Below are 19,223 nucleotides of genomic sequence, written 5' to 3'. Positions count from 1 at the left end.
GCCAGGCGCCGTACACGCCTGGCCGTTCCCGCGTGACTACGCGGCGATCAGAACCACTTGCCGAACGGGCCGCCCGGCGCCAGCGACACGCCGCGCAGCACTTCGCCGAAGCCCGCATTGCGCAGCGTCACGAAGCGCTCGTTCGCAGCACTTGTCGCCGTGCTGTTGCGCAGCACGTCGCGCACGGCGACAAGGCGATTCGGGTCCGCGCCCTGGTCGCCGTTGCCGCTCACCGTCGAGGTGATGGCCCAAATCGTGACCGTGCCGTCCTGCTCGACGTGGCCCGTGATGTTACGCAGGCCGTCGGTGGCGGGCGACCACGGCAGGTTGGTCGCGCTGTTCGTGCCGACCGGATAGCCTGCCACGGTGTACGACGTACCCAGGTTCAGGCCGTTCTGGAGCGTGTATGCGAGCTTCCACGATTTCGTGCCCGCGTTGTACACCCATTTTTGCAGGCCCGCAGTGGTCTGCTGCGCCGCGTGCGTGTACAGGTCCGTGCCACCCGCATAGCCGTCGCCCTCGTCGGCGACATAAAGCGTATTCGCGTCGGCGAACCACAGCCCGAAGGGATACGAAAGCGTCGTTGCCGACTTGTTCGGCGTGGCCGGGAAGCCCGCGAGCACGCATACATTGCTCGGCAAGCCGCTGGTCGTCAACGTGGACGCGTCGTACGCGAGCGGGTTGGTGGGCAGTTTCGCGCCCGCCACCGGCACGCCTACCCCGCTCGTGGGACACGCCTTGCCCGTGGTGTCGACGAAGTACACCGTGTTCACGCCGTTGCTGCCGCTGCCCTTCGTGAAGTACACCACGTTGTTGAAGACGGTAAGGCCGCGGTAGTTGTCGTCCTTGCCGACCTTGTCGGCCTTCGCGCCGAGCTGCGTGACCGAAAAACTCGCGAGCGGCGTGGGCGTGCCAGGCGTTTGCTGCGCTTCGTGCTGATGCGTCGCTTCGATGAATTGCGAACCCGCGCCAAGAATCACGCCTGCCGGCTGCGGATTCGCGCCGTTGCCTGCATTGCCCACCGTGTAGTAAAAGCCGTTGCCCTCTCCATTGTCGTTGCCGTTGTTGAGCAGCGCGCTGCGGCCATTGTTGCCGCTATAGGCATTGGTCTCCGTGAAGGAAAAGTGCCCTTGCGCATCGAGCCGCGCCACGGCGCGATAGAACACCTGACCGTCCGGATTCGTCGGGTCGATCGCGCCAGGCGTATTCGAGTTCGATACGTCGATCGCGTTGACCGGCGCAACGTAGCCCATGAAAGTCAGGTAACGGCCGTCGCTCGAGAGGTTGAGCGCGAGTTCGGACTTGGAGCTGAAGCTCGTCACGAGCTGGTCGTGATCATGGCCCGGATGCAGGCTGTTGGGCACTTCCAGCGTGTGGACGACCTGGCCACCCGGCGTGATGGTGTCGAGGAAAATGCGCGACGTGATACCAAAGCTCGGATCGTAAAGCACGTTGTTCCAGACTGCCGGGTAGGTGCCGTCACTCGGCGCGCCGCCCGTGGGGCAGCTCGCCTGCGCGCTATTGCAACTGGGCGGCAGCGCCATACCAGCGGTGACGTTGCTCGACACGTTGTCGTACACACTGCGGCTCACGACGAGCAAGCCCGAACCACCGAATAACGCGTCCGTATTTTGCGTGGCTGCGGCGGCTCCCGCACTGGCACAGACCAAGGCAGCGGCTATGGCAAGACGTGAAGGACGTGCGGCAAAGCAGGCACCGCACAATGCTGAGCGAAGGGTATGGATGGCCATCTGTAGCGTCTCCGAAAGGAATTACAAGCATTTTGTCAAGACGAACTCGGGGTCAATCCCGCTTACCGTAGCGAAATATTGTGAAAGATTCGTTGCAGTTTTTCCGCTTCGCCCACGCGATTTCCTCTGCGGAAACCGGTCTCTTCAGCCAGGCTTCGGCGTGATCACATAGTTTGTTATCCTCATCATCGATCGAATCGCGCGTGCAACGCTTCGTCAAAAAACGCAGCACGATAGCAGGATTCAATTTGAATCCTGCCTGTCATCATCCTGTAATTGACTCTACGCGGACGCGATCAGACATCCGCGAAGCCCCGCAGAACATGAATAACGGGAGAGGCTCGTGAGACCATTGCGCCCCCTGATTGCCGCGCTCATTTGCGGTGTTTGTGCGCTGACGTGCCGCGCGCAAGATGTGACTGGCTGCGGCAGCACGCTCGCCGCCCCCCTCTACACCCACTGGGCTACCGACTACCAGAAGTCCGGTGGCGGCAAGGTGGTCTATCACAGCACTGGCTCGACAGACGGCCTCAAGCAGATCGTCGCGCACACGGTCGACTTCGCCGGTTCCGACGCCCCGCTCACGAGCGAGGAATTGAGCAAGGAAGGATTGCGGCAGTTTCCCACCGCGATCGGCGGCGTGGTTCCCGTCGTGAATCTTCCAGGCATCAAGGCCGGGCAGTTGATGCTGACCGGCGAGGTGCTGGGCCAGATCTTTCTCGGCAAGATCCTGTATTGGGACGACCCGGCGATTGCGCGGCTCAATCCGAATCTGAAGATGCCCGACACGCCAATCGCTGTCGTACGGCGCCTGGATGGTTCGGGCACGACCCTGATCTGGACGCACTATCTCTCGCAGGTGAGCCCCGAATGGAAACACAAGGTTGGCGAAGGCACCAGCGTTCACTGGCCCCTGGGAATAGGCGGCAAGGGCAATGAGGGCGTTGCCACGTTCGTCGGCTATCTGCCCGGGGCGATAGGTTATATCGCCTGGGACTTTACGAAGCAGAATCATCTGACCTACACGGCCATGACCAACGCGGCGGGCACGGTCGTGGAGCCGGGCGTCCAGACATTCAGCGCGGCTGCCGCGAATGCGGACTGGTCGAGCTCGCTCTTTCAGGTGCTGACCAACCAGCCGGGTAAAGACGCATGGCCCGTAATGGGCGCGACCTATGTGCTGCTGCAGGCAACGCCGGACCATGCGGCGCGTAGCGCCGAAACGTTGAAGTTCTTCGATTGGGCGTTCACGCACGGCGTGCCGACGATCCAGGCGCTGGACTATATTCCGCTGCCCGCGGTAGTCGTGGCAAAAATCCGCGCGCAATGGCACGGAGACAAAAGCGACGACGTCGCAAATAAAGCGGTTGCCGTGCAATAACTTCCACGTCAGTGCACGAGTGTTCTCACGCCAGGCGCCTTTGCGCCAGGGAGGCGTTGATGAAACAGGAAGCTGCAGAAGAGATCGTGAAGGCGATCGCGACCGAAACGCAAACGCCGCTGGAAATCGTCGCGCAGATGTATGAGCAAACGTGGGCGGAGTTCAGTGACGGCGCACGCGTGATGGATTATCTGACCGTGCTCGTCTCGCGGCGCGTACGGGAGGATCTTCGGAACATGCGCAAGAATGCGCACTGAACGCTTGCGCGGCAGCATACCGATGCCACGCGCATGCTCGAATCAGCGCTTGCCGGCTTTGCGCCTGCGGAGATCGGCTTTACGGCAAAGGTCGGTCAACACCCAGCGGGCAATGATCTCGGGACGATTCGTTCCGTGCTGCGCCGACTTGATTTCGTTTTCGAAGTAGACGATGACGCTTCCAGCCATCACGCGGTATGTGCCCGCGTAGTTCACGCCATCCAGTTCGATATTCAACGGATGCGCGGTTTCGTATTCTGCAAGAGCCAAGGTAAACGCGGAAATGTCTAAATTATGACAATAGCGTTTCGCGCCCTCATTGGTCAATTAAATATGCGTTTTGTTTCATATTAACGGCTGCGGTCCCGATTTAGCGCATTACATATGGCTTTCGCGACCCCTTATTGGGGCTCGCATCAAAGCCGCATGATTAAGCCTGCCATAGGGGCTTGCTGCGAACCATCGCTCGCCCACGGAAGCGCTCCAGGCATTCACCCAGCGCGTCGCCATCATTTTTTCGGTTGCCGCTTCGGCATTCATCAGCCGCTTCATTGCCAGACCAAGGCGGTGCATTGCGTACCGCTTGCGGCGTGCTTCGGTGTCGATTCGCGCGTTCATCGTTTCGCCTTTTCCGACTGAGTATTGCGCAGACAAAAACCTGGAGACCCACCTGCACCGATACCTTGCGAAGCTGCTGCTTCACTCGCGCTGAACCTCGCGTAAACGCACATTAAGGCACGGAAAAAAAGGCGGAAACATCAGGGAGAGTATTGAGGGCGGTCTTTCTGAAAGCGCTTTCGCCCAGCAGCGCGAATTAGGGCGCATCACCCAAGGCGATCTGACTCTCCATTCACCGACGACGTTACGCCGACCATATGACACATATGCCAGTCGACTCGTCAGTGAGCCATGAAATCATGCCTTCTTTTGTCGAAATTCAACCGATGAATGGCGGCGGCTTAACGTCGCGCCGCGCGATCATGATGAATCGGCAACCTCGTTCCAGAAGGTTCACAGCGCACAAATCCATGCGAACCACGACACACGGCGGCCCCCGATTCGCGCTCGGACGCGCACTGAAGCAACCGCTGCTCAACGCGGTGGCCCGGCTGCCCGACGGCGTGCAGCGCGCGATGTTCATATCGCCGATACGCCGCATCTTCATTCGCGTGCCAGTATTGCGCGCCGTGTATTCCGGCTGCCTGCGGCGCCATCCCATCGATCTGCAGTACGGCACCGACACGAGCGGTCTGGTCGATTCCAACGCGCTGCAGCGCGACGCCCGCCTTGCCGGGCAGCTAAGGCCCTATATGGGCTCGCAACCGAGCATCATCCGCCGCGCGCTCGACACCCTGGGCGAGATTGGCGGCTATACGTTCGTGGACATCGGTTGCGGCAAAGGCCGGCCAATGATCGTCGCCTCCGAGTATCCGTTCGCTTTGGCGCTGGGCTACGACATCAGTGCGGACCTGGTGAGAACAGCGAACGCGAACGCGGTCGTCATGGCGCGGCGCTTTCCGCAACGGCCGCCCATTCGCGCATTGCACGCCAATGTCGCCGATTTGAACGTGCCGTCAGGAAAAGTCGTCGTCTTTCTGTTCAATCCGTTCGGTCCGGAGTTAATGGCATCATTGCTGGAGAAACTCGAAGCGGGCCTCTCGGGCGGCGCCATCCAGCATCTATTCATCGTCTACGACAACCCTGTATGTAGTGAAGTCTTCGACGGATCGCAGCTGTTGCAACGCTGGTTCGCTGGCGTATTTCCGTACGATCACGGCGAAGTCGGCTTCGGCCCCGAAGACCACGAGAACGTCGTCGTCTGGCAGAGCGTGAGCGGCGCGCGCGCTGCTATTTTCGCGGACCGCAACCGCCGCATTACAACGAAAGACCGGCTCAGCACGTCCTTTGAAAGCTGAGTCATCAGCACGACGAATCGATTCAGGAGACACAAGTGCCGACCTCCGCCGTGGCGATATACGAGTCGTCGCCGGCCGCATCCCTGCGGTACGCGTTACGCACGTGCGAGACCGTCGATGCGTTTCGAGCCTTCGAGCCGCAATGGCAGGCGCTTCTATCCGGCGCCGAGGCCTGGTCGCCTTTCATCAGCTTTGCCTATTGCGAGGCTGCGGTTGCGGCAGCGCTGAAGAGCGGCGCAAAGGTCGAAGTTGCGACGGTGCACGACGCGCGCGACCTGCTGGTGCTATGGCCCGTTGCCATCACGCGCCAAGGTGCGTGGCGAGCGGCCCACACGCTGGGCTGCGGATGCGGCGAGGAATACGGCGGCCCGCTGATCGCCGACACCCGGCGCGCGGAACTTTACGACGCGGCAGTCCAGGCAGTCTCGCGAATACACGCCGACGTGCTCTACATTCCGATGCTGGAAAACGGCAGCACACTGCAACGCGCTCTCGACGCCGCGCCACAGTCTTGGGTGCAGCGCGCGCTGCCGCCGCGCTGGCGCGTGATGCCCGGCTATTCGATCCATCTTCGGGCCGCACCCACATGGACCGACTTCCTCGCCACGCGGCACTCAACGCTGCGCGCCGCGCTGCGCTCGAGCGCAAAACGGTTGCGGCGCGAAGGCGAAGTCGGTTTTGGGTGGTGTGACAGCGCCGAGGACACCGAGCGCGTATTGCGATGGCTATTCGCGAACAAACGTCAATGGGCGCTCAAGCGCGGCGTCGAGTCGCCCTATTTGATGGACGACCGCGTGCGCGATTTCTTCATCGGCCTTGCCAAGCGAACCGACCTGACCCGCCTGCCGCTCGTCGCTTATGTTCAGGTCAACGGGCAACCGGTGGCGGCCTCGGTCAATCTCGTCGGCGCGCGCAGCGTCGAGTATTTGATCACCACCTACGACGAGGCGTTCAGCGTGTTTTCAGTGGGGAACCTGCTGATCGAATACATCGCGCAATGGGCCCACGCGCATGGCCGCGATTTCGACTTTCGGCCGCTGCACGGCGACTACAAGGTGCGTTGGGCGGATCGCGAAACCCGCCACGAGTCGCGCATTGTCGTGCTCAATGCGCGCGGACGGCTCGTCGAGTTGGCGCTGTCATGGGCGCAGGTCAAGCGCGTTTATCGCAAAGTCGCGACGCTTGTCATGGCGCGCTTGAAGTGAGCCAACAGCGTGCATACGCACCGTTCACGGCCTCACCACGCCGCCCTCGCCGGGCGTTTCGCTGAGCGCCGATTCGTCTAGCGTTTCGAGCGCCGGGTTGTGATGAAGGACGAGCGCGGCGCCCGCGCCCACGAGTCCGGCTCCCGCAAGACATAGCAGGCCCGCGCCGAAGCCGCCTGTGCTGTCCTTGATCCAGCCCATTGCATAGGGGCCGAAAAAGCCCGCGAGGTTACCGAGCGAGTTGACGGCGGCAATACCGCCAGCCGCTGCCGCGCCAGAAAGGAACGCGGCCGGCAGCGTCCAGATCACCGGCAGGCAACCGAAAATGCCAAAGCCCGCAATGGAGAGCGCCAGCATTTTGAGCACCGGATTGTCGAGCCCCGCCGCAGCGGCAATACCCGCCGCTGCAACAGCCAGCGCAAATGCCACATGACGCTTGCGTTCCATGCGGCGGTCGGAATGCCGGCCCCATAGCACCATCGAAACGACGCCTACCGCGTACGGCAGCGCAGTGACGAAGCCGGTTTGCACATTCGTGAGCCCGAACGCCTTGACGATCTGCGGCAGGAAGAAGCTCAGCCCATAATTGGTTGCGTTCGCACCGAAATAGATCAGCGCCACGGCCAGCACGCGCGGATTGATCAGCGCCTCCGGCACGCCGAACGTGCGCACCTTCTCGCGATGACGGCGCTCCTGCGCCTGGCGCTCGACGAGCCAGCGGCGCTCGTCGTCGGCGAGCCAGCCGGCGTCGGCGGGCTTGTCGGTCAGGTAGTACAGCACGGCCACGGCGAGCACGAGCGCGGGTATCGCCTCGATCAGATAGACCCACTGCCAGCCTGCGAGCCCTCCTTTTCCGTCCAGCGAAAGCAGCGTGCCGGACACGGGACCGCCAATGACCGTCGACAAGGGAATCGCCGCCATGAAATAGCTCACCACACGCGCGCGATATTTGGCGGGAAACCAGAGCGTGAGCAAAAAGATGATGCCGGGGAAGAAGCCCGCCTCGGCGATGCCCAGCAAGATACGCAGTCCATAGAAAACATGCGCGTTCGACATGCCGGTCATGCGGGCGATATCAGGGATAAACGCCATCGCCCCCGCGATGATGCCCCACGTGAACATGATGCGCGCGATCCAGCGCCTTGCGCCAAAGCGCTCGAGCAGCAGGTTCGAAGGCACCTCGAAAAAGAAATAGGCAATGAAGAAGATCCCTGCCCCAAAGCCGAACGCACTCGCCGAAAGATCGAGCGCCTTGTTCATCTGCAGTGCAGCAAAGCCGACGTTGACCCGATCGAGATACGCCACGAAATAGCAAACGATCAGGAACGGCACGAGCCTCGCGGTCACGCGCGCCATGGTCCGGGCTTCAAGCTCCATAGGTGTCTCCTTCGAGGCCCGCAGGGCGGCGCGGTGCGCCAGTCACGGGCCGGTCGGTTTGGTATCGATACAGACTAGTCGCTCACGGCGCGATACGAAAGGACGGTTCACATGGTGGGAAATGAGCCAAATGCGGAGCCAAACGCGGAGACAAACGCGGAGCCAAACGCGAAGCCGAAAGCGCGATTAAAGCGGAATTAAAGCTTCGGACAGGAGAGCACTTGCAATGGCTGCGCGGCAACACCGGGCTGAGCGCCAGGGGTCGGCGTGCCCTGTGGCGGCGTTGAAACGAGGCGCACACTGTCTGGACCCGCGTTCGCGAGTGCGTATTTTTCTTCGCTGCCTTGTGGCTGCCAATAGGCACGAAATACAGGGCCGTCGCTGAACACGAGCAGCGTGCCGTGCGTGGCCTGTCCTGCGGAAACGAAATCAACTGGCTCGCCGCTGCGCAAGGCGAAGCCCCCCGCCGCGTTCGTCCCCACGAGCCTGCCGCACGGCGGCGCGGCATCAGGATTGGGAGTGGGATCCGCGCCATATGCCGGCTGGGTTGCGAGCAACGCCAGGCCAAGACATGACGACAACGCGAGCGTAAGAGTCGTATTCACGCGCCACCTCGTCAACTCGTCACCAGTCGTTACGGCGCGCGCAAACCGCATTCCTGCGCGTGCGGGCCAGGAACGGCCGCCCAGATCTGGCTAACGGGGTGGCGAGCGTTAAACGCCGCCGGAGGCCTTGCCAAGCGTGTCGATATCGATCTCGAGAACGCGGCAGACATCGCGCACGAATTCTTCCATGGCAGCCGTGCACTCCGGGCTCCCTGCCGGGAAATCCTCGGGGTTCTTCTTGCCTTGCGCGCGGCGAATGGCGCGAATGCTCGCCTCGAGCGCGCGCGCCTCGGCCCAGATGGGCAGTTTGTCGGGATAGTCTGGATGTTTGCGCGCCATGACTGGTATTTCGGCAATGGCCAGACGAACTTTAGGCTGGCGCAGTGGACTCCCCTTCGAATTAAAAAACGTCCGCAACCCTTCGCCCACTTAGATGAGGACGCCAAACGTTTGCGCCCGCACTATGCGCGCTGCTGAAACCCCGCAATGGCCCGCCACATCGCGACCGGATTCGAATACATGGGGAAGTGCCCGCAATTCGCCATTTCGGCCAAGGCCACGCCCTGCTCGCGAATGTGATCGAGGTACGAAAGCGACGCGTTCTGCTGCCCATACATAAACATACGCGGGAACGGCAGAGCGAGGAATTTGCGCATCAAGTCGCCGTGATCGGAGAGTTCGACCATCGAGCGGAATATCGGCCCCACCGCCTCGGCCCTGACCTTGCAGCGCAAACTCGCGGCATAGAGCGCACTGGCATAAGCCGGTGCGTGGCGCGTGCGCTCGATGAAATCGCTGAAGAAGCGCTCGGCGTCCGTGTGTGGATAGTCCACGCTCTGCCTGCTGAGAAAGCAGTCCTCGGGCGCGATATTGCCTTCGATATCCACGAAGCTGAGCACGCGCTCCGGGTGCCGGTGCGCGAGCATGAGCGCGGTTAGTCCGCCCATGGAGTGGCCGACCAGATGGAAGCGGCCAAAGCCAACGCGTTCGAGCGCGGCGAGTGCGGTATCGACGAGAAACGGTATGCCGATTTTCGAAAGATCGGCACACTGCGTTTCGCCGCAGCCCGGCGCGTCATACGCGATGAACGGATGCCCCGTGAATTCGGCGTAACGCACAATATCGGCATAATCCTCTTTCGTGGACCCGAACCCGTGAAGGAACACGATCGGCGCTTTGTCGCCTTCACGGTGAATGGCGGAAAGCGCGATCGCCGTGCCGTCTACATCGAACGAAAACGCCGAGCGGATAAATTCTTGAAGCATCGTCACTCCCCAAGCGTGTGGCAGAAATTCTGGATTGCGGTGCATGCATGCCGCAGTGACACGTCGTCCAGTGCATAGGCAATGCGGATATAGGGCCCAAGTCCGAACGCGCTGCCATGCACCGTTGCTACGCCGGTTTCGTCGAGCAGCGCGTTGGCCACTGCTTCGTCATCCTTGAGATATGCCCCTCCTCGCGTCGTTTTACCGATCAGGCCTTCGCATGAGGCGAATGCGTAGAACGCGCCTTGCGGCGCCGCGCAGCGCAGCCCCGGCGCCTGATTCAGTTGATCGACCACGAGATCGCGGCGGCGCTGAAATACCCTGCGCGCATGCTGGATGAAGTCCTGCGGCCCGCTCAGCGCGGCCAGCGCGGCATGCTGCGAAATGCTCGACGCCCCGGACGTTTGCTGGCCCTGCAGCTTTTCCATTGCGTCGATCAGCCATCGCGGTCCGGTACAAAAGCCAATGCGCCAGCCCGTCATCGCATAGGCCTTCGAGACGCCGTTCATCGTCAGCACGCGCTCGCGCATGCGGGGCTCGACCTGCGCAAGCGTGGAAAATTCGAGGCCATCGAAAATCAAATGCTCGTAAATGTCGTCGGAAAGAACCAGCACCTGCGGGTGGGCCTGCAGCACTTGCGCAAGCTGCTGAAGTTCGGCACGACGATAAACCGCACCGGTCGGATTGGAGGGCGAATTCAGAATCAGCCAGCGCGTACGCGGCGTAATCGCGGCGTGCAGCGCGTCGGCGGTCAGCTTGAAGCCGCTTTGCGCGCCACATGGCACGATCACGGATCTCGCGCCGCACAACTGCACGATCTCGGGGTAACTCACCCAATACGGTGCGGGCACGATGACTTCGTCATCCTCATTGAGCGTCGCGGCGAGTGCGTTGAAGATCACCTGCTTGCCGCCGCTGCCTACGAGCGTGTCGCGCCAGTTCACGTCGAGCTGGTTTTCATGCTGAAATTTGCCCGCGATCGCTTCACGCAAGGCCCGCAACCCTGCGACTTGCGTATAGCGCGTATGGCCCGCCCGAATCGCCGCGATGCCGGCTTCGCAAACGTGCGGGGGCGTGTCGAAATCGGGCTCGCCCGCGCTAAGCGAAATAACCGTTGCGCCACTCGCGCGCCGTGCGGCCACACGGTCCATGACCTTGTATGTGGCCGAAGGCTTCGCGGCCGCGAGGAAGCGGTTCAATACCGGGATTTTCTCGCTCATCGGGCAGCAATCGCCTCGAACGCCTTGTCGTGCATGACGTCCGCAACCGGACGCCCGGCGCGCACCGCCGCCACCATGCCGTCCTGGCGGCGCGCGATTCGCTCACCAAGCGCCAGCACCGCTTCGATCTGGCCTTCGGGAACGAACACCGTGCCGCATCGATCGGCGATCACGTAGTCGTTTTCATGCACGGTGATGCCCGCCATTTGCACCGGCTTGCCCGACTCGACCTGCACCACGCGATTGCGCGCGCTGATCATCGTGACGCCCCGGCCGTATACGGGGTAGCCAATCGCCTCGCTGCCGTCGATATCGCGGCTCACGCCGTCGATGACCGAGCCGCGTATCTGCTTCGCCGTGGCGGCATTGGCGAGAATGTCGCCCCAGCATGAAATGCCCTCCACGCCGCCCGCGATCACCAGCACGCGATCGCTCGTCGTGACCGCATCGACAACGGGAGAGATGAGGTGCACCCCGGGTTCAGCGTCTTGCTTGGGCCCGAGCAAGACGGTGCTCGCGCGGCCAACGATCTTCGGGCAGTCCCAAAGGGGGCGCAGGCCGTAAGTCGCGCCGGGCAGGCCGAGAAAGTCGAGCGCGTCGGACACCGTGTTGGTGTCCAGCGACGCGAGTCGATCGAGGAAGGAAGGCGTAGTCATCACACTCGGCTCCGTTGAAAAGTCCGCCCATCCTCGCGCCGCGCGGCTGATATGTAAATTTCGCAGTTCGTATCTCGGTGATACGATTTCCGGAACAGCAATTGACCACCGGAAAATGCGTGCACCATGAACACTACGATCGACTTCAGGCTGATACGGCAGCTATGGATGTTTCTCGCGGTTGCAGAGGAACAGCATTTTGGGCGCGCCGCCCAGCGGCTGAACATGTCGCAGCCGCCGCTTACCGAACAGATCAAGGTGCTCGAGCAATCGCTCAAGCTGGAACTGTTCTACCGGTCCCGGCAGGGCACGCAACTGAGCCCGGCGGGCGCCGCGATACTGCCTGCCGTTCGGCAATTCGCCGGCCAGGTCGAGCGGCTCGCGCGGGTCGTGCGCGAAGTCGCCGCCGGTCAGTCGGGCGTGCTGCATGTCGGGGCGATCACGTCCGCCATGCTCGAAACGGTGCCGCCCGTGCTGGACGCGCTCAAACGCGCTCACCCGCAACTGACCGTGCTCGTGAAGGAAATCGATAGCGTCGACGCCATACCCATGCTCGAAGCCGGCGAACTCGATCTCGCCTTCGTGCGCATCGACGGCGAGGTAGGCAGCGGCATCGCCACCATGCCGCTGGCCGAGGACCGCCTGGCCGTGGCGCTGCCGAAGGACCATCCTCTGGCCGCCCTGCCCCGCGTGCGACTGCAGTCGCTGGCCGGCGAACAACTGGTGATGTCGTCGCGGCAGGTCAGCCCGGTGTACTTCGACTTCCTGACTTCGGTTTGCCGCTCGCATGGCCTGACGCCGCACGTCACGCACGAGGTGCGCACCGTCACTTCGCAAATCGCTTATGTCGGCTGTGGTCAGGGCGTGGCGCTCGTGCCAGCGTCAATGCGCAAGCTCGCGCCCGGCAATGTGGTCGTGCGGCCATTGAAGGAAAAAATCGCAGTGGTCACGGCCGCGCTGCTGTGGAACACGCACCGTCATCACCCGATGGTCGACGAGGTCGTCGCGTCGCTGCAGAAACGAAAGACACGAACAGGCGCGTCGAAAGCCTGACAAAAAATGGGGCCGCGCACACGGCAATGAAAAGCACGCGCGTTTCCTCCAGAAATCATGCGGGCGGTCGTAAACGGAGGTATTACATTTCGTTCCCGGCGGCTGCAACGGGACGACATCGACTCGCAAGACCATGTTCAACGTTGTGGCCCAGTATTGGGGAACGATTCGGCGCACTGTCGCCGGAAACAGCGCAGCATTGAAGCTCGCGCAGTTGCGCGTGATGATCTATCAGCTTCCCATGATGTATGGGCTGCTGGTCATCAACACGTGGGGCATGGTGCTGCCTCACGAGAACGAGATTCCCGCATGGCAAGGCGTGTTCTGTCCGCTCGTGCTCACCGTATTTTGTTTCGTACGCGTCCTCTCCTGGTTGCGCCTCGCGAGTATGCGTGTCAGCGCGGACGATGCGGTGACGATCCTGCGCAATTCCGGCAGGCTCGCGTGGGTCTTCTCCATCTCGTTTACGGCGTGGTCGCTGTCCCTCCTGCCTCATGGCGGCGCGGCCTTCAAGCTTCATGTTGCCTTTTACATGGCCATCACGGTCATCGGCGTCATCTTCTGTCTGATGAATGTCGTCAAGGCCGCTTTCACCGTTACCGCCATTGTCAACGGCGCGCTCGTCGTCACGTTTCTGAGTTCCGGCAATAGCGTATTCCAGGCAATTGCCATCGACACGTCACTGGTATCGCTGGCGATGCTGATCGTGGCATTCACGCAATTCAAGAACTTCTCCGACCTCGTTGCCACGCAAGGCGAAAACAAGCGCCTCGCGAATATCGACAGTCTCACGAACCTGCCCAACCGGCGGGCCTTTTTCGCCTCGCTGGACAAGCATTTCGATGCCGCCATGGCGTCGGGTGGCCGGCTCGCGGTGGGACTTGTCGATCTCGACGGTTTCAAGTCCGTCAACGACATTCACGGCCACTCGCTGGGAGACCACGTGCTGGCCGAAGTCGCGGCGCGCCTCGCACAAGCGGCGCGCGGCACGATCACGCTTGCAAGGCTGGGGGGCGACGAGTTCGGCGTCATTGTCACCAGCGACTGCTCGGACGCCGGCCTCTCGCAACTGGGCCGATCCATTTGCGATGTCTTTCATGATCCCGTGCGTGTTGGCGAGATCTCCGTGCGGCTCGGGGCGACGATCGGTTTCTCGACCTATCCGCACATTTCGCGCAACAAGGCCGATCTATTCGAAACAGCGGACTACGCGCTTTACGAAGGCAAACGCCGCTCGCGCGGCTCGGTGACGATCTTTTCGGAGACCCATCGCAACGCGATCATCCGCGAGTCGCAGATCGCCCAGGCGCTGCGCTCTCCCGATCTCGCCGGCGAACTTCACCTCGCCTTCCAGCCGATCTTCTCGCTCGAGCGCCAGCGCACCGTCGGCTTCGAAGCGCTTGCGCGCTGGCAAAGCGCCTTGCTCGGCACGGTCCCGCCCGGCGAATTCATTCCTGCCGCGGAACGCAACGGGGTCATCAACGGCTTGACCCTCGCACTGTTCGCGAAGGCCCTCGCCTGCGCGAAACAATGGCCGGCGCGTATCGGCTTGTCCTTTAACCTCTCCGCGCATGATTTCGCCAGCGAATCGGCGGTGAAAGAACTGGCGCAGTGCATTGTCAGCAGCGGCATCGACCCGGCGCGGCTTGACTTCGAGATCACGGAAACCGCAATGGCCAAGGACTTCGAGCAGGTCCAGAAAGCCGCCAAGGTGCTGCGCGCGCTGGGCTGCGGTTTGTCGGTCGACGATTTCGGCACCGGCTATTCGAGCCTCTCATACCTGTGCAAGCTTCCACTCACGCGCCTGAAGATCGACAGGATGTTCGTGAGCGGTCTGAAGGAACGCACGACGGCATTCACCGTCGTGCGCACGCTGCTCAATCTCAGCCGGCAGATGTCGCTCGACTGCGTGGTCGAAGGTGTGGAAACGGCCGCCGAACTGCAAACGGTCACGGCGCTCGGAGCAACGCTGATTCAGGGATATTATTGTTCCCGCCCAATGGACGCGTCTGCGGTGTCCGCATTTCTGGAGCGCGAGAGCGAGCGCGAAACGACAGGCAGGACGCGCGCATTGTCAGCGCCTACGGGGTTCCGGTAAAGCCATGAAGAAAGGCACACTTTGGCGCGCTACTCGAATCGTTTCGCCTGCTATTGCCGCGAGCGTGATGGTAGCGTGCACGTCGGCCGCCAAGGTGAGCGCCCCTGTCACGACATCGCTCGGCGACGGCAGCAGTGGACACATTACGTTCGAATCGATCACGCCCACGAATACCCTCGACTTTCTGCTGCATTACGCCAGCGCGCGCAAGGTCGCCATTACGGGGGATCTGAGCATGCCGGACAACGCGCCGCGCGCCGTACCCGCTGTGATCATTCTCCATGGAAGCAGCGGCGTAAATCCCGGTGAGCGGGTCTGGGCACAACGCATGAACGCACTGGGTTACGCCAGCTTCGTCGTGGACAGTTTCACAGGCCGCGGTATCAGGAATACTGAAAAAGACCAGTCGCAGCTTTCCATGAGCGCCGACATTGCGGACGCCTATGCCGCCTTGCGCCTGTTAGCCACGGATCCTCGCATCGACAAAGAGAAGATCGCCGTCATGGGATTTTCGCGTGGAGGCGTGGCAGCACTCTATTCGTCGCTGGAGCCTTTCCGCCAGGCCGCAATAGACGGCAATCTGCGCTTTGCCGCCCATGTCGCTTTCTATCCGTCGTGCGGCATCGCTTACAGCTCGGCGCATCTGGACGGCGCCCCCGTCATGTTGCTGCTCGGCGGCAAGGACAACTACACGCCGGCGCCCGCCTGCATGGCCTACGCCCAGACGTTGCGAGCGGAAGGCGCACAGGTCACGGTTGAGACGTTTCCGGATGCGTATCATGGTTTCGACCGGCCGACGCGCCTGCATGCATTGCCGCTTGCAACCAGCGCACGCGATTGCCACGGCTCCTATGATCTCGACAGCCGAACGCTCACCATGATCCGCGACGGCCAGACGCTCTCCGGCTCCTCGGCGCTGTCCGAATCGAAACGTTGCCTGACGCGGGGCGTCATGTTGGGCGGCGACCCGCAAGCCCAGCAGCAATCTCCTGCCGAAGTCGCGGCGTTTCTCAAGGCGGCGTTCGACCCCACGCCTCGTCTTTCCTTACATTAAGCAGACATTCCGCCAAAACAGCGGCCGCACGACCGCGCCTGGCCGAGGCGCAGGCGCCCCGCGCTCACTGTCACCTCGTTGCCGCAGTCGCAGCGGCACACCCACATACCGTCGCCTGCGTACCGGTCAGTCGTCAGCTGGCCGAACACCTCGCCGCCCTTCAGCGCAGGCGAGCCCGGCCGGGAGCGCCACACGCGGCGCTGCTCACGGCAGCCGCAGTCCCGCGTCTGGCCGCTTTCCACCGCATCAAGCGCGGCCGTAACGTGCGCGCCGCATCGGCACCGCCACAGCCACACGCCAGCGCCGCGATATTGAAGCGCGACGAGATCGCCGAACGCGCGGCCGGAGACGTCGCGATACGGCGGGAAAGGCCATTCAGGCGGCAAGGGGGGGCGAATGCGCTGGTTCACAAAAGCTAAATGGGATTCGGCGTCCTGTTCTCAAGCGTAGCCGGCCGCCTTCGATGCGCGGGCCTGGCTCAGCAAAGAGGGGCGGATCGTCCCGCACATTCGGTGCGGCGCCGCCTCGTTTCGGGTTGTGCGCCTATTTTGGCACCAATTCGCGAGGCCTGGGCGGCGCGGTGTCGCGCCAGTCGATGCGTGACGCAATCATCTACAGCGGATGAGTTCCCAACTACGCCGAGGCGAACAGAACCGCTTCGGTGCTGAACACGGCCCTGGCCAGCTTCGTCGACCCGGGCGGATCGAACCATGCACAAGAAAGCTGGGGCCCATAGGCCGTAGGCACGACCTGGTTCACCGTCATCAACGGGCCGCCTGAACACAGGCGCACCGTCCTGCCTTTATATCGCTCAGCGACCGAACTCAGCGTCCCGGAACGCGAGTCACTGTGGATCGCACACACTGCGGACATGTCTCCTCCCGGATTCTCGCGACTCGTTGGCGAAGCGCCACCCGCTCTCGACAACGTCTGGAACGCGTATCTTCTCCCCTGCGCGCATCCGCTGAATATAAATATTCCGCCTTCCTGGCGGAACAAAATCGCCATCGAAAGTCATTCCTGAACGTCCTGTTCGCGCGACGGACCGCGTGCCAGCAAACAGGCGTTGGCCGTGAATCTCCGCAGCCTTCGTCGCTCGAGCGCGTTGCGCACCTGGCCCAGGAGCAGCGTACTGGCAATCAGCGCGAGATACAGCGTGACGAGATCGTGACGCACGCCGTTGAGGGCGGCTTGATGAACGACGAGCGCGGCATCGACGGGCGGAAGCAGGTGGCGTTTGCCCTCGACGACCCGCATCATGTGGATGAAGCCCGCAGCAGAAAGCAGCGGCAGCAGAACAAAGAGTGTCAGCAGCGCCAGCCGCATGCGACGCGCCCACGCATGGTGGCGCAGCCGGAACCATAGCCCAAGGCACCCGTGTATCCAGCCAGGCGCCAGCAGCGCGAGTTGCAGCCCCTGGGTGCCGCTCGTGAGCAGCACGACGATGACACGCTCGTAGTTGGGCTCGAAACCATAGAGCGAAGACGCAAGCCGTGTCGTCACGGCATGGCGGATCAGAAGGAGCGGCAAGCTGAGCCCTGCCCACAGACGAATCCATTCCGCGGGCGGCAGCGCCCAGTGACGCCGCCCGTAGATCGTGCGCAACGCCAACACGAAATGCACCGACGCGGCGCCATATAGCGCGAGTGTTCCGGGCGAGCTGCGCCAAAGCCGCAGCGCGAGCACGAGACCGCGTCCAGCCAGTTCGAGCGACCAGATGCCGAGCGCGTGATTGACCAGATGCAGAAAAAGGTAAGTCAGCATCACGAGACCCGACGCGAGTTGCAGTCGGCGTAGAACGACTTGCAGCTTGATTCTCATTTCGCCGGCGCGGCGACGGCTCATCTCGATGATGTCCATTTTCGTTTCCGCCATCTCGTTTCGCACGCCTGCACTACCGCACACCCACGCCGGTTATTCCCGTGCGACAACCGGGAATAAAACAGCAGCGTTTGCGGTATTGCACGTGAAGCCCGCCCGGGAGGCGCTCCCGATCGCACCAGATCGCACTGGCGGTCGACTTCCTGAACCCAGTCGAGAGGACATCATGTCGTCAGATCTTCCTTCCCAACCGTCACGCCGCAACGCCCTGAAGTGCCTCGCCTTCGGTGGCATGGGCACCGTGTTTGTTCTGGCCGGAGGCGTCCTCACACCCGTGGAGCTATCGCTGGCAGCCAGCACCAAAGAAAACGCCGCGGATTCCGGCGTGCCGCTCTTTCTGCAGATCAGCGACTCGCATATTGGTTTTAACAAGGAGGCGAATCCCGATGTCGCGGCTACGCTGAAGCAGACGATCGACTACGTCAACGCCATGCCGGTCAAACCGGCGCTGGCCATTCACACGGGCGACATCACCCATCTCTCGAAGCCCGCGGAATTCGATCTGGCGGCGCAATTGCTGTCGGGTCTCACCATCACGGAATTGCACACCACGCCTGGCGAGCACGATGTGACAGACGGACCGCAAGGCGAATACTTCAAGCGTTTCGGCAAGGCATCGGACAACCGGGGCTATTACAGCTTCGACCACAGCGGCGTGCACTTCATCGCGCTCGTCAACGTGATGCATTTCAAGCCGAACGGGCTCGGAAATCTGGGCGAGGACCAGCTCGCATGGCTGGAAAACGACCTGAAGGGCCGCACGTCCAGCACGCCGATCGTCGTCTTTACTCACATGCCTATGTGGACGATCTATGAACCGTGGGGCTGGGGTACCGGCGATGCGGGCCAGGCAATGGATTATCTGAAGCGCTTTGGCTCGGTGACCGTGCTCAACGGTCATATTCATCAGATCGTTTCGAAGGTGGAGGGCAATATCACGTTCCACACGGCACGCTCGACCGCGTATCCGCAACCGACTGCCGGCGATGGCCCCGGACCCGGGCCGCTCAAGGTGGCAAGCGACCAGTTGCCGAAGATGCTTGGCGTCACCAGCATCCGGATTTCGCGCCATCCCCTCGCGGCGACGCTGTCCGACATGTCCCTCGCGTGACTTTGCTTATCGCTCATTCAACAAGGATCCGAGCCATGTTCTCCCTTCACTATCGTCGCGCGTTCGCCCTCTTCTGCGGACTCGGCATGCTCATGGCGGGGACGTTCCTTGGCATGCCTGCCGCTCACGCGCAGGAGCCCAATGAGATCGTCATCAAGAATTTCATGTTTTCGCCCATGGCCATCACGGTCAAGGCGGGCACGACCGTCACCTGGAAAAACATGGATGGCGAACCGCATACGGTCGTCAACGACGCGGGCGTATTTCACTCGGCGGCGCTCGACCAGAACGATACATATCAGTTCAAGTTCGACAAGCCGGGGGTATACAAGGTGTTCTGCGGCATTCACCCGTATATGAAGGCCACCATCACGGTGCAGTAGCACCTGGCCG

The 19,223-nt window shown here is 62.1% G+C and carries 20 protein-coding genes; 9 read left to right on the top strand and 11 right to left on the bottom strand.

Going from position 1 to position 19,223, the window contains the following annotated elements:
- Positions 1-47 precede the first annotated feature (47 nt).
- Positions 48-1,592, bottom strand: a complete 1,545-nt coding sequence (locus tag U5A58_RS10695; protein ID WP_321961428.1) for a hypothetical protein — start codon at positions 1,590-1,592, stop codon at positions 48-50.
- Positions 1,593-2,094: 502 nt separating this feature from the next.
- Between U5A58_RS10695 and pstS the strand changes: the two genes are divergently transcribed.
- Positions 2,095-3,132, top strand: coding sequence for a phosphate ABC transporter substrate-binding protein PstS (pstS, locus tag U5A58_RS10690; protein WP_415774204.1), 1,038 nt, complete (start codon positions 2,095-2,097; stop codon positions 3,130-3,132).
- Between the two features lie 59 nt (positions 3,133-3,191).
- Entirely contained in the window at positions 3,192-3,389 is a 198-nt protein-coding gene (locus U5A58_RS10685; RefSeq protein ID WP_321910696.1) for a DUF3562 domain-containing protein, read from the top strand.
- Positions 3,390-3,431: 42 nt separating this feature from the next.
- Here the strand turns inward: U5A58_RS10685 and U5A58_RS10680 are convergent, their stop codons facing one another.
- Both U5A58_RS10680 and U5A58_RS10675 read right to left on the bottom strand, forming a co-directional pair.
- Positions 3,432-3,716, bottom strand: a complete 285-nt coding sequence (locus tag U5A58_RS10680; RefSeq protein ID WP_321961427.1) for a hypothetical protein — start codon at positions 3,714-3,716, stop codon at positions 3,432-3,434.
- A gap of 51 nt (positions 3,717-3,767) precedes the next feature.
- Entirely contained in the window at positions 3,768-4,007 is a 240-nt protein-coding gene (locus U5A58_RS10675; protein WP_321935680.1) for a hypothetical protein, read from the bottom strand.
- A gap of 410 nt (positions 4,008-4,417) precedes the next feature.
- Here U5A58_RS10675 and U5A58_RS10670 point away from each other — a divergent pair, with 410 nt between their 5' ends.
- Both U5A58_RS10670 and U5A58_RS10665 read left to right on the top strand, forming a co-directional pair.
- A complete protein-coding gene (locus U5A58_RS10670) occupies positions 4,418-5,305 on the top strand; it encodes a class I SAM-dependent methyltransferase (RefSeq protein ID WP_321961426.1) in 888 nt (295 codons plus the stop codon).
- A 35-nt stretch (positions 5,306-5,340) separates the two neighbouring features.
- On the top strand, positions 5,341-6,510 hold the full coding sequence (locus U5A58_RS10665; protein ID WP_321961425.1) for a GNAT family N-acetyltransferase: 1,170 nt from the start codon (positions 5,341-5,343) through the stop codon (positions 6,508-6,510).
- A gap of 24 nt (positions 6,511-6,534) precedes the next feature.
- Here U5A58_RS10665 and U5A58_RS10660 read toward each other — a convergent pair whose 3' ends face one another.
- From U5A58_RS10660 to U5A58_RS10635, 6 genes are all read right to left on the bottom strand, one after another.
- Positions 6,535-7,887 (bottom strand): MFS transporter, encoded by a 1,353-nt coding sequence (locus U5A58_RS10660; RefSeq protein WP_321961424.1) that lies wholly within the window; start codon positions 7,885-7,887, stop codon positions 6,535-6,537.
- Positions 7,888-8,084: 197 nt separating this feature from the next.
- Positions 8,085-8,492 (bottom strand): hypothetical protein, encoded by a 408-nt coding sequence (locus tag U5A58_RS10655; protein WP_321961423.1) that lies wholly within the window; start codon positions 8,490-8,492, stop codon positions 8,085-8,087.
- A 108-nt stretch (positions 8,493-8,600) separates the two neighbouring features.
- Positions 8,601-8,831 carry a hypothetical protein gene (locus U5A58_RS10650; protein WP_321910686.1) on the bottom strand — a complete coding sequence of 77 codons (231 nt, stop codon included), beginning with the start codon at positions 8,829-8,831 and terminating at the stop codon, positions 8,601-8,603.
- A 122-nt stretch (positions 8,832-8,953) separates the two neighbouring features.
- Positions 8,954-9,757, bottom strand: coding sequence for an alpha/beta hydrolase (locus tag U5A58_RS10645; RefSeq protein WP_321961422.1), 804 nt, complete (start codon positions 9,755-9,757; stop codon positions 8,954-8,956).
- A gap of 2 nt (positions 9,758-9,759) precedes the next feature.
- Positions 9,760-10,977, bottom strand: a complete 1,218-nt coding sequence (locus U5A58_RS10640) for a pyridoxal phosphate-dependent aminotransferase (protein WP_321961421.1) — start codon at positions 10,975-10,977, stop codon at positions 9,760-9,762.
- Positions 10,974-11,633, bottom strand: coding sequence for an RraA family protein (locus U5A58_RS10635; RefSeq protein ID WP_321961420.1), 660 nt, complete (start codon positions 11,631-11,633; stop codon positions 10,974-10,976). The genes U5A58_RS10640 and U5A58_RS10635 overlap by 4 nt, the downstream gene beginning before the upstream one ends.
- 126 nt (positions 11,634-11,759) lie before the next feature.
- On the opposite strand from U5A58_RS10635, the gene U5A58_RS10630 reads away from it, so the two are divergent.
- From U5A58_RS10630 to U5A58_RS10620, 3 genes are all read left to right on the top strand, one after another.
- On the top strand, positions 11,760-12,686 hold the full coding sequence (locus U5A58_RS10630; protein ID WP_321961419.1) for a LysR substrate-binding domain-containing protein: 927 nt from the start codon (positions 11,760-11,762) through the stop codon (positions 12,684-12,686).
- Between the two features lie 133 nt (positions 12,687-12,819).
- Positions 12,820-14,784 (top strand): putative bifunctional diguanylate cyclase/phosphodiesterase, encoded by a 1,965-nt coding sequence (locus U5A58_RS10625; RefSeq protein ID WP_321961418.1) that lies wholly within the window; start codon positions 12,820-12,822, stop codon positions 14,782-14,784.
- Positions 14,785-14,788: 4 nt separating this feature from the next.
- Positions 14,789-15,838, top strand: coding sequence for a dienelactone hydrolase family protein (locus tag U5A58_RS10620; protein ID WP_321961417.1), 1,050 nt, complete (start codon positions 14,789-14,791; stop codon positions 15,836-15,838).
- A 633-nt stretch (positions 15,839-16,471) separates the two neighbouring features.
- On the opposite strand, the gene U5A58_RS40845 is transcribed toward U5A58_RS10620, so the two are convergent.
- Positions 16,472-16,711, bottom strand: a complete 240-nt coding sequence (locus tag U5A58_RS40845; RefSeq protein WP_415774203.1) for a DUF2158 domain-containing protein — start codon at positions 16,709-16,711, stop codon at positions 16,472-16,474.
- 141 nt (positions 16,712-16,852) lie between these two features.
- A complete protein-coding gene (locus tag U5A58_RS10615; RefSeq protein ID WP_415774202.1) occupies positions 16,853-17,698 on the bottom strand; it encodes a hypothetical protein in 846 nt (281 codons plus the stop codon).
- A gap of 187 nt (positions 17,699-17,885) precedes the next feature.
- On the opposite strand from U5A58_RS10615, the gene U5A58_RS10610 reads away from it, so the two are divergent.
- Both U5A58_RS10610 and U5A58_RS10605 read left to right on the top strand, forming a co-directional pair.
- Positions 17,886-18,830: a metallophosphoesterase family protein gene (locus U5A58_RS10610; protein ID WP_321910867.1), complete on the top strand. Its 945-nt coding sequence runs from the start codon at positions 17,886-17,888 to the stop codon at positions 18,828-18,830.
- An 86-nt stretch (positions 18,831-18,916) separates the two neighbouring features.
- Positions 18,917-19,213, top strand: a complete 297-nt coding sequence (locus U5A58_RS10605) for a cupredoxin family copper-binding protein (RefSeq protein ID WP_321961524.1) — start codon at positions 18,917-18,919, stop codon at positions 19,211-19,213.
- The last annotated feature ends 10 nt before the right edge of the window (positions 19,214-19,223 follow it).

This window comes from Paraburkholderia sp. J7 (genome assembly GCF_905220155.1).
Classification (GTDB): Bacteria; Pseudomonadota; Gammaproteobacteria; order Burkholderiales; family Burkholderiaceae; genus Paraburkholderia.
Note: the sequence above shows the minus strand (reverse complement) of the source record. Positions and strands in the feature narration are given on the sequence as shown.